Origin of the sequence: Paracoccus xiamenensis, assembly GCF_011308835.1 — a bacterium.
Taxonomy (GTDB): domain Bacteria; phylum Pseudomonadota; class Alphaproteobacteria; order Rhodobacterales; family Rhodobacteraceae; genus Paracoccus; species Paracoccus xiamenensis.
In genome coordinates this window covers 107,507-122,426 of the sequence record NZ_JAAOHY010000003.1, presented here as the reverse complement: position 1 = coordinate 122,426, position 14,920 = coordinate 107,507, and the positions used below count along the sequence as shown (strand labels likewise).

12 protein-coding genes are annotated in these 14,920 nt (G+C 63.6%); 11 read left to right on the top strand and 1 reads right to left on the bottom strand.

Annotated elements, in window-relative coordinates; genetic code table 11:
- Window positions 1-323 precede the first annotated feature (323 nt).
- The 4 genes from G7044_RS09020 (at window position 324) to G7044_RS09005 (ending at window position 6,184) form a co-directional block, all read left to right on the top strand.
- A complete protein-coding gene (locus G7044_RS09020) occupies window positions 324-545 on the top strand; it encodes a hypothetical protein (protein WP_166328113.1) in 222 nt (73 codons plus the stop codon).
- A gap of 249 nt (window positions 546-794) precedes the next feature.
- Window positions 795-2,675, top strand: a complete 1,881-nt coding sequence (locus tag G7044_RS18200; RefSeq protein WP_166328111.1) for an ATP-binding cassette domain-containing protein — start codon at window positions 795-797, stop codon at window positions 2,673-2,675.
- A gap of 21 nt (window positions 2,676-2,696) precedes the next feature.
- Window positions 2,697-4,940, top strand: coding sequence for a glycoside hydrolase family 3 N-terminal domain-containing protein (locus G7044_RS09010; protein WP_166328109.1), 2,244 nt, complete (start codon window positions 2,697-2,699; stop codon window positions 4,938-4,940).
- On the top strand, window positions 4,928-6,184 hold the full coding sequence (locus G7044_RS09005; protein WP_166328107.1) for a glucoamylase family protein: 1,257 nt from the start codon (window positions 4,928-4,930) through the stop codon (window positions 6,182-6,184). The genes G7044_RS09010 and G7044_RS09005 overlap by 13 nt, the downstream gene beginning before the upstream one ends.
- A gap of 3 nt (window positions 6,185-6,187) precedes the next feature.
- Here the strand turns inward: G7044_RS09005 and G7044_RS09000 are convergent, their stop codons facing one another.
- On the bottom strand, window positions 6,188-6,937 hold the full coding sequence (locus G7044_RS09000) for an alpha/beta hydrolase (RefSeq protein WP_166328105.1): 750 nt from the start codon (window positions 6,935-6,937) through the stop codon (window positions 6,188-6,190).
- Window positions 6,938-7,294: 357 nt separating this feature from the next.
- Between G7044_RS09000 and G7044_RS08995 the strand changes: the two genes are divergently transcribed.
- From G7044_RS08995 to G7044_RS08965, 7 genes are all read left to right on the top strand, one after another.
- The gene (locus G7044_RS08995) at window positions 7,295-7,600 is read left to right on the top strand and encodes a hypothetical protein (RefSeq protein ID WP_166328103.1); all 306 of its coding nucleotides are present in this window, start codon (window positions 7,295-7,297) and stop codon (window positions 7,598-7,600) included.
- Between the two features lie 239 nt (window positions 7,601-7,839).
- Window positions 7,840-10,437: a response regulator gene (locus G7044_RS08990; protein WP_207630242.1), complete on the top strand. Its 2,598-nt coding sequence runs from the start codon at window positions 7,840-7,842 to the stop codon at window positions 10,435-10,437.
- Entirely contained in the window at window positions 10,434-11,348 is a 915-nt protein-coding gene (locus G7044_RS08985) for a diguanylate cyclase (protein ID WP_166328099.1), read from the top strand. The genes G7044_RS08990 and G7044_RS08985 overlap by 4 nt, the downstream gene beginning before the upstream one ends.
- A gap of 250 nt (window positions 11,349-11,598) precedes the next feature.
- Window positions 11,599-11,835 carry a hypothetical protein gene (locus G7044_RS08980; RefSeq protein WP_166328097.1) on the top strand — a complete coding sequence of 79 codons (237 nt, stop codon included), beginning with the start codon at window positions 11,599-11,601 and terminating at the stop codon, window positions 11,833-11,835.
- Window positions 11,836-11,852: 17 nt separating this feature from the next.
- Complete coding sequence (locus tag G7044_RS08975; protein WP_166328095.1) at window positions 11,853-13,115, top strand: Hsp70 family protein; 1,263 nt, start codon at window positions 11,853-11,855, stop codon at window positions 13,113-13,115.
- Between the two features lie 509 nt (window positions 13,116-13,624).
- Window positions 13,625-14,704, top strand: a complete 1,080-nt coding sequence (locus tag G7044_RS08970) for a PLP-dependent cysteine synthase family protein (RefSeq protein WP_166328093.1) — start codon at window positions 13,625-13,627, stop codon at window positions 14,702-14,704.
- Between the two features lie 9 nt (window positions 14,705-14,713).
- Entirely contained in the window at window positions 14,714-14,887 is a 174-nt protein-coding gene (locus tag G7044_RS08965) for a hotdog family protein (protein ID WP_166328091.1), read from the top strand.
- The last annotated feature ends 33 nt before the right edge of the window (window positions 14,888-14,920 follow it).

Genomic DNA, 14,920 nt, shown 5'->3' with positions numbered 1-14,920 from the left:
AAAGAAAGGCTGTTGTAAACCTTTTCATCTGGTGATTGTCACGCTTGTAACCGTCGCATCATTCAATCGCTTTGGAAGGATAGATCTGCACGAAGCAATGGCAAGGTTGATCTTGGGCAGGCGCTAGCAGGTGCAGCTGAACAGCTTGATCCTCACCGAGATTTCGGCGTGAATGTCGCAGGTATTACAACTGGATATTCCCTGCTAAGGGGCCACAGTATCGTCTGAAACGCTACATAGATTTGGCCCTTCTTCAGGGAGATACGGATTTTTCGTGGCTTTATTGTTCACAGTTCAGGTGTGACGCGGCAGTCAGGATCGTGATGGAGCTGCTGAACAGCAAGTTCGATCTCCCAGATTACATTTGTGGCTGCACCCTTTGGGGGACTGAACTGTGCCAGCGCCTCGACACGCCGACTTTAGGGATCTTCACGACATCCATCATATGCGGATCATGGAACTGGCGAGGATTCTTCGATTTCGTCGGGACGCGACAATCTGCGAACCGCACCGTTGCCATCCTGCGACAGTTGACAGGTGATTAACATTTCAGAAAGCAAAACGTGCATCGGCGGTTTACCGCCGATAGGTTTGTTTGTTATGCTTGATTTTACAGCAGGGCCGTAACGCGGCAGAATCGCGCGAAGCGGCTGTAATTTACAAGAAAATAAGCCGGGAACGGCCCGCAGGCGAATATGTGTCGCTGTGGGATGCGCGGTTATGCCTGGCGATAAAAAAAGGCAGCGTGTGTGCAACGGTTAACTGGGTTCTGGGGTCTTCTGTCGGCGTATTGGGTGTCAGAGCGCTGGCGCGAGGCATGGTTGCTGACTGTGATCGTCTTTGCGATCACTACCCTGCTCAGCAAGGCCAGCGTCTGGGTTGCGGTGGCGAGCGCTGATTTCCTCGCCTCGCTGGCGAATTTCCACAATGCAGCGCCAGAGGTCGATCCCGCCCGCGTCATCCTGTTGGCGGCCGGCGCTTATCTGGGCCTGTTTCTTGCCCGGGCGGCGGGGATCGCGCTGCGCCACTTTGTCTCTACCACGCTGCATCGGCGTGCGCGCGGTTGGCTGGTCGGCCAGTTCAACGACGCGATCCTTGCCGATGGGCGGATCGCGCTGGATCTGACCAGCGACCGCTCGGCCCCGCATGGCACGCCGCGCATGCCCGATGCCATCGACCAGCGTGTCGATGAATGCTCGGGCGGGCTGTATGGCGGCATCATCGGGCTGGCGATGGGGCTGTGGGGGGCGGTGACCTCTATCTATTTCGTCTCGGCCGCATTGCTGGAACGCAGCCAGCCGGTGCCTTTCCTTGACCTCTGGGGGGCAGGGGCCAACCAGACGCTGGAGGCTTGGGTAGGCCCCGGTCTTGCCGGGCGGATCGACCTTGCGCCGGGGGAATACGGCTCTGCCGTGCTGGCGCTGCTGCTGGTCGCGATCTATGTGCCCTGCATCACTTACGTCGCCTGGAAGCTGGGTCGGGTGCTGGGACGGCTGAGCGTGCAGCGCCAGCGTCGCGACGGCGCGTGGCGGGGCGAGTGGGGCACCATGCTGGGTCGCGTCGGTCGGATGGCGGCGGCACGGGGCGAGCGGGCGCAGAGCCGCATCAACGGCCAGCTTTATGCACAACTCGACCAGACCTGGGGCAAGCAGAACTGGCTGGGCGCCTTCGTCATGATGTTCACCAGCGTCTACAACTTCCTGTCCTCGCGGCTTCTGGCCTATCTGCCGGCGCTGCCGTCCTATATGGCGGGCAACCTGAATTTTCGTGATTTCGCCGCCAGTGGGGAGCTGACGGCCGAACTGATCGGCGACGTGTCGTGGTTCATCAACGTCATGCCCGCCATCGCCACGCTCAAGGCCAATGCCGGACGGTTGACCGAACTGGCCGAGGCGGTCGAGCGTGTCCGCCGCCGCCAGGACTTCTATGCCGAGACCGGTATCAGCGATTTCGAACGCACCCAACGGCCCGCAGGCCCGCTGCTGGCGCTGGAAGGTCTGCGCTTGCATCACCGTGGCCATGACACGCCGGCCTTCCTGTCGGTGCCGCAGCTGCGGCTGTATCTGGGCGACTGGATCTGTCTGCGCGGGCAGAATGGTTGCGGCAAAAGCAGCCTGCTGAAGACGGTGGCGGGGATCTGGCCCTATGGCTCGGGCCGGGTCGCGATGCGCGAGGGGGCGCGAATGTTCTTTGCCGGGCAGGATCCCGACATCCCCGACCGCATGTCGCTGAAGGCGCTGGTGACCTATCCCGACCACCCCGAACAGCATTCTGATATTGCTGTCGCCGCCGCCATGGCGCGGGTGGACCTTGGCGAATTCATCAACTGCCTCGATCAGGTCCTTTATCAGGGGCGCAACTGGCGCAACACGCTGTCGGGCGGGCAGAAGCAGCGGCTGGTTCTGGCGCGGATCCTGCTGGCCAAGCCCGATATCCTGCTGCTGGACGAGGCCACGGCGGCGCTGGATATTGAAGGCGTGATGCGCTTTCACCTGGTCCTGCGCGAGGACTTGCCGCAAACGGCGGTGCTGGCGGTCCTGCATGGCGAAGCCGCGCCCAGCGACCCCGACGGGCAGCCCTTCTATACGGCGGCGCTGGATATCCGCGACGGATTGGGGCAGCTTTCCCCCATTCTCCGGCCCGAATTTCTTGCCGCGCGCCACGCGGCTGAATAACCGTCAGCAAGGGGCAGCGCATTGAAAGACCACGATCATGTCGCGCGCCTGATGGCGCAGATGACGCTGGCTGAAAAGATCGGTCAGCTGAACCTGATGGCCGCGGGCGAGGGGCTGATGACCGGGGCGCGGCAGCCGACCTCGCTGGCCGGACGGCTGGATACGGGCCAGGTGGGCGCGATCTTTGGCACCAAGTCGCTGGCCACCGCTCGCGCCATGCAGGAACGCGCGCTGGCGGGGTCTCGGCTGCGCATCCCGCTGTTCTTCGCCGAGGATGTGATCCACGGCCACCGCACCGTCTTCCCGCTGAATATCGGCCTCGCCTGTAGTTGGGACATGGACCTGATCGCGGCAACTTCGCGCTTCGCCGCCGCCGAGGCTGCTGCCGAAGGCCTTCATCAGGTCTATGCGCCGATGGTCGACATCAGCCGTGATGCCCGTTGGGGCCGCGTTGCCGAAGGCCCGGGCGAGGAGCCGCTGTTGGCCGCGCGCATCGCCGCGGCGGCTGTGCGTGGCTTTCAGGGCAAGGATCCCGCGGGCAAGGGCCGGGTGGCTGCCTGCCTGAAGCATTTCGTGGCTTACGGTGCCCCCGAAAGCGGGCGCGACTACGACAACGTCTCGCTCGCATGGGAGGATCTGCTGGCCACCTATCTGCCCCCTTTCAGCGCGGGGGTAGAGGCCGGTGCGGCCAGCGTCATGGTCGCCTTTAATGCCGTCAACAAGCTGCCCATGCATGCCAACGGCCCCCTGATCGAAGGCTGGCTGCGCGCCGGGACAGGTTTCGACGGGCTGGTCGTTTCGGACTATACCGGCGTGGCAGAGCTGGTGGCGCATGGGCTGGGGCCTGCGCCGGTCGCCGTGGCCCGCGCGATCCATGCCGGCGTTGATATGGACATGGTGGGCGAAGATTATCTGCGCGAGTTGCCCGCCCTGGCGAAATCCGGCGTTGATGCCCCCGATGCCGGGATCTCGCTGACGGGTGCTCAGGTCACGGCGCTGGTCGATCGGGCCTGCCGCCGGGTGCTGGATTTCAAGCAGCGGCTGGGGCTTCTTGACGATCCTTTCCGGGGCATGGCGAAAACGGCGCGCCCGCCGGCACGGGGCAGGGGGCGCGCGCTTGCCCGCAAGGCCGCCGCAAGTGCGGCGGTGCTGTTGAAGAATGACGGTGTACTGCCGCTGGCCGCCGAAACGCGTGTTGCGTTGATCGGGCCTTTCGCGGCGGATCGGGCGAATATGCTGGGGACCTGGGCCGTCTCGGGCCGGGCCGAGGATGTGACGCCGCTGGGCGAGGCGGTGACGGCGTTGACCGGCCAGGTGCCCGCCATTGCCTGGGGCGCGAATATCGTCGACGAGGATTGGCTGGTACAGCGCCTGAACGTCCACGGCGTAACGGTACGGCAGGACCCGCGCCCCGAAGCCGAGATCATGGCCGAGGCGCTGGCGACAGCCGGGCAGGCAGAGGTCATCATCGCCGCAGTGGGCGAGGCCAAGGAACATGCGGGCGAGTCCTCCTCGCGGCTATCACCGGACTTGCCTGCGCCGCAACGGCGGCTGATTGCGGCGCTGGCGGCGACCGGCAAGCCGCTGGTGGTGGTGTTGTTTGCCGGGCGTCCGCTGGCGCTTGGCGCGGTTGCCGAACAGGCCGATGCACTGCTTTACGCTTGGCATGGCGGGGTGGCCGGGCCGGAAGGGGTGGCGGACCTGCTGTTCGGTGCGGCCAATCCCTCGGGCCGGCTAGCGATGGCGCTGCCCGCCCATCCGGGCGAAGTGCCACTATCTTACGCTCATGAGCCGACAGGCCGGCCCTTCCCCGGTCATTTTGCCAAGTTCCGCACCGGGTGGCTGGATATGCCTGACGATGCGCCGCGCTTTCCCTTCGGTTTCGGGCTGAGTTATGGGCAGGTCGAATACGGGATGCCGCAACTGTCGCGGCCCCGTGCCCTTGCCGATCGGCCTGTCACGCTGCGGATCAATGTCACGAATTCCGGCCCGTGCGAGGTGGTCGAGACGGTGCAGCTTTATGCCAGCGACCCGGTTGCGCGGATCACCCGGCCGGGCCGCTGGTTGATCGATTTCCAACAGGTGACGCTGCCGCCCGGCACAAGTCGAGAGCTGCGCTTTCGCGTCACCTCCGACCAGTTCAGCTACCCCATCGCACCGTCGCTGGAGGGTGCGGAGTGGGTCCGCGACCCCGGCCTGATCCAGCTGCATATCGGCCCGAACAGCCGCGACACCCAGATGGCAGAGCTGACATGGCTCAGCTGATCCGCGGTCTTGATGACGCCGCCCTGCGTGACCGCGTGGCGCAAGCGACGGCGCTGTATTTTCTGGATTGGAGCCACCCTGTCAGCGGCATGGCGCGAGAGCGTAGCGGCGGCAGCCACGGTTATGACATCCACGAAACCGTTACCACCGGCGGCACCGGCTTTGGCCTGCTGGCCCAGATCGTCGCCGCCGAGCGCGGCTGGCGTCCCCGGCAACAGATCCTTGACCGGGTGGCGCGGCTGACCGGATTTCTGGAAGGTGCCGACCGTTTCGACGGCGTGTTTCCGCATTTCCTGAACGGCACCACCGGGCGCGTTCAGCCTTTCTCGCCGGGTGACGATGGCGGCGATCTGGTCGAGACTGCCTTCCTGATGCTGGGCCTGCTGGGCGCCGCCGCCTATTTCCATGAAGAACCCGAGCTTGGCCGGCGGATCGCAGCCCTTTATGACAGTGTCAACTGGGCCGCCCATCTGCGCGAGGACGGCGCACTCATGTGGCACCACCACCCCGACCGGCCTTGGCCTGCCAATGCCCTGCCGGTCCGGGGCTGGAACGAGGCCCTTCCGGTCTTCGTCCTTGCCGCCGGATCGCGCAGCCACCCGATCCCGGCGGCGTCCTATCACCAAAGCTGGGCCACCGCGCCCGCCTTTCGAAACGGGCGCGACTATGGCGGCACAGTGCTGCCGCTTGGTCCCGATTGGGGCGGGCCGCTGTTTTTGTCGCAATACCCGTTTCTGGGCATCGACCCGCGCGGGCTGCGCGACGCCTATGCCGATTACGGCATCCAGGCGCGCGCCCACGCCTTGGTCAACCGCCACCACTGCCTGCTGAACCCCCATGGCTGGGCCGGCTATGGGCCGGATTGCTGGGGCCTGACCGCCAGCTACGATCCGCGCGGCTATGTCGCCCATTCTCCGACCGAGGATACCGGCACTATTACACCGACCGCAGCGCTGTCCTCGCTGCCCTTTGCCCCAGCCGAGGCGATGGTGGTGCTGCGCTATTTGCACGACGATCTGGGCGGGCGCATCTGGGGCGAGGCGGGTTTTGTAGACGCCTTCAACCTGACCCATGACTGGGTCGCGGAAAGCCGGCTGGCCATCGACCAGGCCCCCATCGTCATCGGGCTGGAGAATTACCGCTCGGGCCTGCTGTGGCGGCTCGTTTCGGGCCGGGCAGAGGTTCAGCGCGGCCTGCGCGCGCTGGGGTTCACCGCGCCCTGGCTGGATCCGGCAATCGCCTGACGCTCAGGCCCCGAGCGCCGCCAGTGCCGCTTGCAGCATCTGGGCGCAGGCGGGACCGGCGGGGCAGTGATGTTCGTTTGGCAAGGCCCCGAAAAAGCGGCCATTGGGGGCGGTGTTGAAATAGGCGCGGGCGTCCGCCAAGCGCACCAGCCCATCCTCGGCCCCGGTCACGACGGCAAGCGGTGCTGGGCTGCGCGCCAACGAAGCAGAAGCATCGGCGACGGGCATTTCGGCCAGAAATAACGGCGCCTCGCGCTGCACGGCCTCGATCGCGGCGGGGCCCATGGCTTCACGCGCCGACAGCAGTACCATGCCGGAAACAGGTGGGGAGACAGCCAGCAGGTGATGCGCCTCGGGCGCGTCGCCCGCCAGCTGCGCTATGGCAAAAGCGCCTATGCTGTGACCGGCAAGCGCGCGCGGCGCGTCGGGCCATTTGCCGGCCAGCCAGGCCCAGGCCTCGGCGGTCGCCCGGCTGTGGCGGCTGAAGGTGACCTGCTCGGGCGGGCCAGAATTGGGAAGCGCGATCGAGTTGGGCAGCTCTGGCGCGGCGACGCGCCAGCCGCGCGCCAGATAGGCTTCTGCAATTTCCGCGATCTGGTCCTGCCCCGGCGCACCGTTACGGCCATGAACCAGCAGCACCGTACCGTGCGCCGCATTCGTCGCCGACGCCACGACCATCGGGATAATTCCCAAGCTCGTCGAAATTTCGGTGCGCGATGCGCGGCTGGTCCAAGTCTGGGATTGGGCAGTCATAAAGGTCATCCTGTCCGGTGCTCGACCAATATTTCGCCACCTTGCGGGGCGGTTTGCAAGCGCAACCATAGCAGCCTGGGCGAAGCGCCCGGTGGCTGCTGGCGGGTTGCGAGAACGACCTTCTAGCGACCCGGATCGAGGCAGGAATATAGGGTTAGCGGAAAGAGTTAATAGATCAAACCGTAATAAAATCGTGGTGGCTTTGCGTTGGCTCGCTAACGTTTCAATTACATATTCTTAGTAGGAGTCTGGGAACAAACACGGAAACGAACGGCATGGAAGGAGACGGCCATCTTCCGCAACATCTCATCGCGAAGCGAGATCGCCAGGACGAATGATGGCGGTCTGAAGGCGTTTTTGCCCGCCCTGTTTCTTGCGGCGTCCGGCTTTATCGCGCTGATCGTCGCGACTTTTCTCGTCAAGGGTGCCGGTGGGCAATACCTCGTCCTGTCCGCCCCGTGGAGCGGGCGCGCAGAAATGATGGAAATGGTCTTTCGGGCCGATGGCGGGGTGGTCGGCTTTGGCGCAGTGCCGTTTCTTGCCGTCGCCATGGCGGCCCGACCTGATTTCGGTGTGGAGATGCGAAAACAGGGGGCCTGGCTGGTGCTTCCCGCGCCGGCCCTGCTGGGCTGTTCGGGCGACGCGAAAGGGAAACTGCCATGATCGCAGAACTGGACAGGCTGCGCGAACGATATGGCGCGCTTCTGGTGTGGCTGCTTTGGGCGCATGTTCCGCTGATGGGACTTGCCGCGCTGTGGAACAAGGCGCTGTCAGTACCCGCGGCCATGGCGAGCGCGGCCCTGATTGCCGTGACCTATCAGGTGATGTTCCTGCGCCTTGGCATCAGTCCAGCCGTCCGCAATGTCGCGACTGTAGCCCTGATCGCCGAGCCGGCGCTGCTTTTGCTGCTGTTTACCGGCCATCCGTGGCAGATGGACATGCATATGTACTTTTTCGCGGTTCTGGCGCTTAACATTGCGTGGTTCGATCGCGGCCAGATCTTTTTCGGGGCGCTGCTGACCGCCACGCATCACCTGGTGCTGCTCTACCTGCTGCCGTTTGCGGTTTTTCCGGGTTCGGGTGACCTCGCTCGGGTCTTGCTGCATGCGGTTATCGTCGTCTTTCAGATGTTGGTGCTGCTATGGGTCGTGAACATGGTGCAGCAGACCTTTGCGCGGATGGCGGGCCTGCGTGACGAGCTTGTTCAGAAAGGTGCAGCGCTGGAGGAGCGCACCCGCGAGGCAGAAGCCGCAAGCCGTGCCAAAAGCATGTTCCTGGCCAATATCAGCCACGAAATCCGCACGCCGATCAATGCCATCCTGGGCTTCTCTCATCTGCTGCAGCGCGCCCCGCTGGAACGGCGCCACAAGGATCAGGTCGGCAAGATCAACAGCGCTGGCGTCTCGTTGCTGCGGTTGATCAACGATGTCCTGGATTTTTCGAAGATCGAGGCTGGCAAGCTGGAATTCGACGAACGTGAATTCGATCTTCGCGCGGCAATCGGAAGCCAGCTGCAGATGGTGTCTGAATCCGCCCATGCGAAGGGGCTGAGGGTCGCGGTGCATATCGATAGCAATATCCCTCCGGCCCTGATCGGTGACGACATGCGTTTCAATCAGGTCATCCTGAACCTGCTCAGCAATGCGATCAAGTTCACGCAGGAAGGGCGCATCACGCTGACCGCCGAGATGGTCGAACTGAATGACGGCATCGCCGGAATACGCTGTACGGTGCAGGATACCGGTATCGGCCTGACCGAGGCACAGCAAGGAATGCTATTCAATTCCTTCGCTCAGGCGGATGCATCGACGACGCGACGTTTTGGCGGGACAGGGCTGGGGCTGGCGATCTGCCGGCAGATCGTGGAACAAATGGCGGGCTGGATCGGCGTCGAAAGCACGCCTGACACCGGCAGCACCTTTACATTTCTGGTGCGGATGCGCGTGGCCCGGACCCGCGCCGCCGCCGTCCCCAGCACGATTTCTACACTGGGACAGCTGCGCATTCTGGTGACCGACGACAATCCGGCGGCGCGCCAGATCATTCAGGAATTGTTTGCGCGGATGCACATGCAGGCCGATCTGGCGAGTTCTGGCCCGAAGGCGATCGAGATGCTGCAGCGCGCGGCCGAGGCCGGTCGTCCCTACGACCTTTTGATGATCGACTGGAAGATGCCTGATCTGAATGGGTTCGATACCCTGCGGCGCCTGCGCCGGGATTGCGCAGGCATGCCTGAGCCCGCAATTGTGATGATGACGGCACATGATCTCGATGAATGTATTCATCAAGGGGAGGGCGAAAATGTTGGTGCTTTCCTAAGCAAGCCGGTCGATGCGGAGCGGCTGGAAATGACGTTGGGCGAGCTGTTCGCGACCGCGAACAGTCAAGCCAGTATGGATGCGGGGCCGGATGCAAGTGCCGCACAGCTTCCCCTTGACCTGCAGGGAAACCGCGTGCTGCTGGCCGAGGACAATGAAATCAACCGGGAAATCGCCGTTGAGCTGCTTCATGCCGCAGGGCTTGTGGTGGATTGCGCCGAGAATGGCCGCATCGCCTGCGAAATGCTCGAAGCGGATAGTACCGGCTATGCGGCAGTGCTGATGGACGTGCAGATGCCTGTGATGGACGGGGTCAGCGCGACCCGCCGGATCCGCCAGAATTGGTCGAAGGAACGCTTGCCAATCATCGCCATGACCGCTCATGCCTATGAGGAGGATCGCAGGCGCTGCCTTGACGCCGGGATGAATGACCACGTCTCCAAGCCGATCGATCCGCCCGTTCTTATCCAGGCATTGGAGCGCTGGCTGGGAACGGCCACCGCTGGACCGGCGATTCCAAGCTTCGAGAGCGGTACCGCGCCAGATTTGCCTGATGACCTGCGGCCATTCGACATTTCGACAGCCCTGGTAAGGGTCAATGGTAAGCGCGACCTGCTGCGTCGCCTTATCCTGGGGTTCAGGGACAACTATGCCGATATCTGCGGGCGCTTGTCGGGGCAGCTTGAAGCTGGCCGTACAGATGAGGCGATGCATCTCGCCCATGGGCTGAGGGGAGTGGCGGCCTCGCTGGGGTTGGGCGATGTCAGCAGCATCGCGCGCCAGTTGGAAGAACTTGCCCGCTCGGGGCGAGAAGCACAGATTGCCGATCTGCTGCTTGATCTGGATGATGCTGTGCGGGCTGCCATTGCGGCAGTGGACCGGCTGGACGGGATCGCAGAAGAAGACCGTCGCCTCCGTGCGCAGATTGGAATGGGGTGCACGACTGATCCGGTAGCGACCGCCAGCGCGCGCGATGCGCTTCGCGATCAGATTTGCCGGCGAAGTCTCTCAGCCAGAAAAGGCTTCGTCCGCTATGCAGAGGCGATAGGGATGACATCCCGCGAACAGGACGCTGATCCGCTTGGTGCGGCGATCATGCGGCTTGAATATGACGAAGCGCTGAGCCTGCTGGATGCAGCATATCCGCCCCCTGAGGAGGGCCTCAGGGGTCTGTCTGCATGAACAGCAAGCCTGTGATTATGATTGTCGACGACGAGATCGCCAATATCGAGATGATCGGCGCCATACTCGAAGATGATTACGAAATCCTGTTTGCCCGATCGGGCGAGCAAGCGATCGGAATTGCGCAGTGTTCGCAGCTTGATCTGATCCTCCTCGACGTGGTCATGCAGGGTATGGACGGGTACGAAACCTGCCGGCGTATCAAACTCGACCCTGATTTGGCCAACGTTCCGGTTATCTTTACGACCGGGCTCGATTCCGTTGAATGCGAGATCAGGGGATTGTCCGTTGGTGCGATCGACTATGTCACCAAGCCCGTCCAGCCTGTTTCCCTGCGCTGCCGAGTAAGTAATCACGTGAGCCTGAAGCGAATGCGGGATCAACTTGCCAATCAGGCGCTGATCGACCCGCTGACGGGCCTCGGCAACCGCCGCATGCTGGAAGCCCTGCTGGCCGAGGAAATGACACGGCTCGCGCGGTCACGGGAAGAGTTATCCATTCTTCTTATGGATATCGATTACTTCAAGCAATTCAATGATATGTATGGGCACCTTGAAGGTGATCGTTGCATCGCCGCAGTGGCCGAGGCGCTTGGGGCAGCGATGCGGCGCGGCGGTGACATGTGCGTGCGTTACGGTGGCGAGGAGTTTGCCTGCGTCTTGCCGCGAACGGGCTATGATGGCGCCATGCATCTGGCCGAGTTGCTGCGCAGCCAGGTTGAGGCATTGGCGATCCCGCATGCGGGATCGTCTTGTGCGCCCGTGGTCACCATCAGCATCGGCGTTGCGGTCCGGCGCTGCGCACCCGACTTGCGAATGAAAGCGTGGTTCGAAACCGCCGATAGGATGCTTTACGACAGCAAGAATGAGGGCCGAAATCAGATCACGGGCATTCAGTTCGATGAGGCATAATTTCGGGCTGCCCATTTGGGGATGAAAGCTTCGCCGGGATTTGGAAAATAATGCCTGTTGCCCCGTGTCGGGATGAACGTCGGGTCCGCGATGCGATGCGATGCGATGCGATGCGATGCGATGCGAGCAGACAACCTTCGTTGGCGGGCGCGCGGCCCGGTTTTGAGGCTTGCTGAGAAGGCCCCGGGCATGGAGAGGAGGTCGTATCTGACATCTGATTGGCCGACCCGCTGACGGCAGGCTGCCTCCGGTGGCCGGCGCCCTGCCAGTGCTGCTGCCACGCTTCCTGTCGCATTGGTCGGGTTGCCCGAAACCCACGCTTTTCGGGCAGGGATTCCATGGGGTCGTCATGTGGCATCTGGCGGAGAGCCTCTGCCCGAAGGACGGGCGGCGGCTCTTGGCGTTTCTCAATGCAGCTGGCGCGAACAAGCTGCGGCCTGACCGTCTTGCGATCAAAGGCGGGCTCGACTATCGGATCGGGCTTTGACGAAAGGTGGGTTCGGGATGCAGACGCTGGCAATTGACTTTGGCACCTCGAATTCGGCGGTGGCGCTGTCCTGGCCGGGCAGAGCTTCCAGGCTTCCCATGGAAGACGGCGGCGACACGCTGCCCACAGCAGTGTTCTTTCCCGCGGGTAGGGGCGACATGCTGATCGGTGCTGCCGCCGCTGATGCCTTGATTGCCGGCCAAGAGGGGCGATACATGCGGGCGCTGAAAAGCGCGCTTGGTCTGCCGTTGATGAGTGAATCCCGGCTGATCGGCGGGCGCAGGCGCACGCTGGCCGATATCATCGCGGCCTTTCTGGCAGAGTTGCGCGAAAGGGCAGAGGCCACAGCCGGCATGCCGCTGCGGCGCGTCCTGTCGGGACGGCCCGTTCATTTTCACACCAATGACCCCTCCAAGGACGCACAGGCCGAGGCCGACCTACGCGCCTGCTACTTGGACGCAGGTTTCGAGGAAGTCGCCTTCATGGCAGAGCCCGAGGCGGCGGCGCTTGCCAGTCATCGCCCTGTTCCCGGCGAGGCTCTGGGGCTGGTGGTCGATATCGGCGGCGGCACCTCGGACTTCTCGGTTTTCCGCAGCCGGGCGGGTCAGCTGGATATCCTCGCCAGCCACGGCATCAGGCTGGGTGGGACCGATTTCGACCAGTCTGTTTCGTTGACCCATGCCATGCCCCTTCTGGGCCTTGGCGGCCAATTGCGCCGGGTCATGGGTGATGAACTTCTGCCGGTCCCGCGTGCGCCCTATGTCGATCTTGCCACCTGGGCACGCATCCCGTTCCTGTACACGCAAGAGACGCGCCGGCTGGCGGCCGACATGGCCCGCATGGCGGTGGACCGCCCTGCGATGTCTCGGTTCCGGGCGGTGATCGAGGATGAGACCGGCCATGATTTGGCCTTCGCGGTCGAGCGTGGGAAGATCGCGGCCAACGGCCCCGAAGGCAAGGGGCGCATTCTCTTGGAAACGGTCGAGCCGGGCCTTTCGGCACTGGTCACCGCCGCCAGCCTTGACGAGGCGCTGGCAGCTTATCGAGACGGGGTGCGGCAGGCGATGGCCGACACCATCGCCTCGGCGCAGGTCGCCCCCGCTGCGATTGGCGAGGTGGTTCTGGTGGGCGGTTCCAGCCTGATGCAGTTCGTTGCTGCGGATATCAGTGTGCTGTTTCCGCAGGCCCGGTTGCGCAAGGCCGATGTCTTTACCGCGGTGGTCGACGGGCTGGCCCGAGCGGCCGCATGTCAGGAACAATCGGGAACGCTGAAGCCTTAAGCGGGCGATCTTCGATGCTCCGGCGGTGCGAGGATCAGACCTTCCGCATGGTGCTGATGACGTGGCGCTTCACCTTGGCTTTACAGCGTTCGGCCACATAACGGAGCGCTAGAAAAATACCGCTCATTATGCCGGGTTGGATCTCGCCGATCAGCGCGCTGTGCATCAGGTCGGGATGAATGCGGTGCACCGCGGCGGGGCCGGCGGATGTTGCGGGGCTCGGGTTCGACTTTGATCACCTGACCGCAATATTCTCGGTCAATATATCGCCCGCAGATTGAATCATGGCCTGTCCGACGGGGACGGACGCCATTCCGAATCCCCTTCCACGCCGGCCGCCGCTGCGCCTTTCCGGTCGGATTTCCCGCCTTTTTGACCGTTGGCGGAATTTCCTTGGCCTCTGCCGGGGGCTCGCGGTCCTGCCGCGTGGTCGCGGTGGATTTTGCTTGTCAGAACCCGTTGCGGGCGGAAGTATTGCGCTGGATATGGCCCAATCGGAAGGAGCTCAGATGGCACAGCAAGGCATCAGGACGACCAGCGGGCGCGGCCGCCTTTATGACAGCATCCTTGACACAGTGGGCGATACGCCCGTGGTGCGCGTCAACAATCTCGGCCCCGAAGGGGTGCGGCTTTATGTGAAGGCCGAGTTCTTCAACCCCGGCGCCTCGGTCAAGGACCGGCTGGCGCTGAACATCATCGAGGCCGCCGAACGTTCCGGCGCGCTGAAGCCCGGCCAAACCGTGGTCGAGGCGACCAGCGGCAACACCGGCATTGGCCTCGCGCTGGTGTGCGCGCAGAAGGGTTATCCGCTGGTGGTGACCATGGCCGAGAGTTTCTCGGTCGAGCGGCGGCGGCTGATGCGGATGCTGGGGGCCAAGGTGGTGCTGACGCCCAAGGCCGAAAAGGGCACCGGCATGTATAACAAGGCGGTCGAACTTGCCGAGAAACACGGCTGGTTTCTGGCCCGCCAGTTCGAGACCTCGGCCAATGCCGACATCCACGAATCCACGACCGCGCAGGAAATCCTTGGCGATTTCAAGGATCAGCGGCTGGATTATGTGGTGACCGGCTACGGCACGGGCGGCACCGCGACCGGGCTGTCGCGCGTCCTGCGCCGCGAGCGCCCCGAAACGAAGCTGGTCCTGACCGAACCCGCGAACGCCGCCCTTGTCGCCAGCGGTGTCGCGCAGGAACGCGGCGCGGATCACGGCCCGGCGGTCAGCCACCCCGCATTCGAGCCGCATCCGATCCAGGGCTGGACCCCCGATTTCATCCCCTATGTGTTGCAGGAGGCTCTGGACAATTCGGGTTATGACACGCTGACCTCTGTTCCCGGCCCCGAGGCGATCGCCTGGGCGAAGAAGCTGGCGGCACAGGAAGGCATCCTGACCGGGATTTCCGGTGGCGCGACCTTCGCCACCGCAATCCAGATCGCCGAAAAGGCCGAGCCGGGGACGGTAATTCTGGCGATGCTGCCCGATACCGGCGAACGCTATCTGTCGACGCCGCTATTCGAGGATATCGCCGAGGGCATGGACGAGGCGGAAAAGGAGCTGTCGGCCTCGACCCCGGGCTATCAGCTGGGCTGAGGGCGCGCGATGGACGGGAACGCGCCGCAGGGCCCGCTGTATCTGGACGATCTCGCGGTGGGGCAGTCGTTTCAAAGCGGCACCCATGCGCTGGATGCCGAGCAGATCATCGCCTATGCGACCCAGTTCGATCCGCAGCCCTTCCATCTGGACCCCGAGGCCGCCGAGGCCAGCTTCTTTTAGGGGCTGGCCTTCCGAAAGCCCGTTTGAAACCGT

What these genes read in the sequence shown, in the direction of transcription:
- G7044_RS09020 (WP_166328113.1), top strand. Translation starts at nt 324, where the DNA reads ATGGAGCTGCTGAACAGCAAGTTCGATCTCCCAGATTACATTTGTGGC.
- G7044_RS09005 (WP_166328107.1), top strand. Translation starts at nt 4,928, where the DNA reads ATGGCTCAGCTGATCCGCGGTCTTGATGACGCCGCCCTGCGTGACCGC.
- G7044_RS09000 (WP_166328105.1), bottom strand. Translation starts at nt 6,937, where the DNA reads ATGACTGCCCAATCCCAGACTTGGACCAGCCGCGCATCGCGCACCGAA.
- G7044_RS08985 (WP_166328099.1), top strand. Translation starts at nt 10,434, where the DNA reads ATGAACAGCAAGCCTGTGATTATGATTGTCGACGACGAGATCGCCAAT.
- G7044_RS08975 (WP_166328095.1), top strand. Translation starts at nt 11,853, where the DNA reads ATGCAGACGCTGGCAATTGACTTTGGCACCTCGAATTCGGCGGTGGCG.
- G7044_RS08970 (WP_166328093.1), top strand. Translation starts at nt 13,625, where the DNA reads ATGGCACAGCAAGGCATCAGGACGACCAGCGGGCGCGGCCGCCTTTAT.
- G7044_RS08965 (WP_166328091.1), top strand. Translation starts at nt 14,714, where the DNA reads ATGGACGGGAACGCGCCGCAGGGCCCGCTGTATCTGGACGATCTCGCG.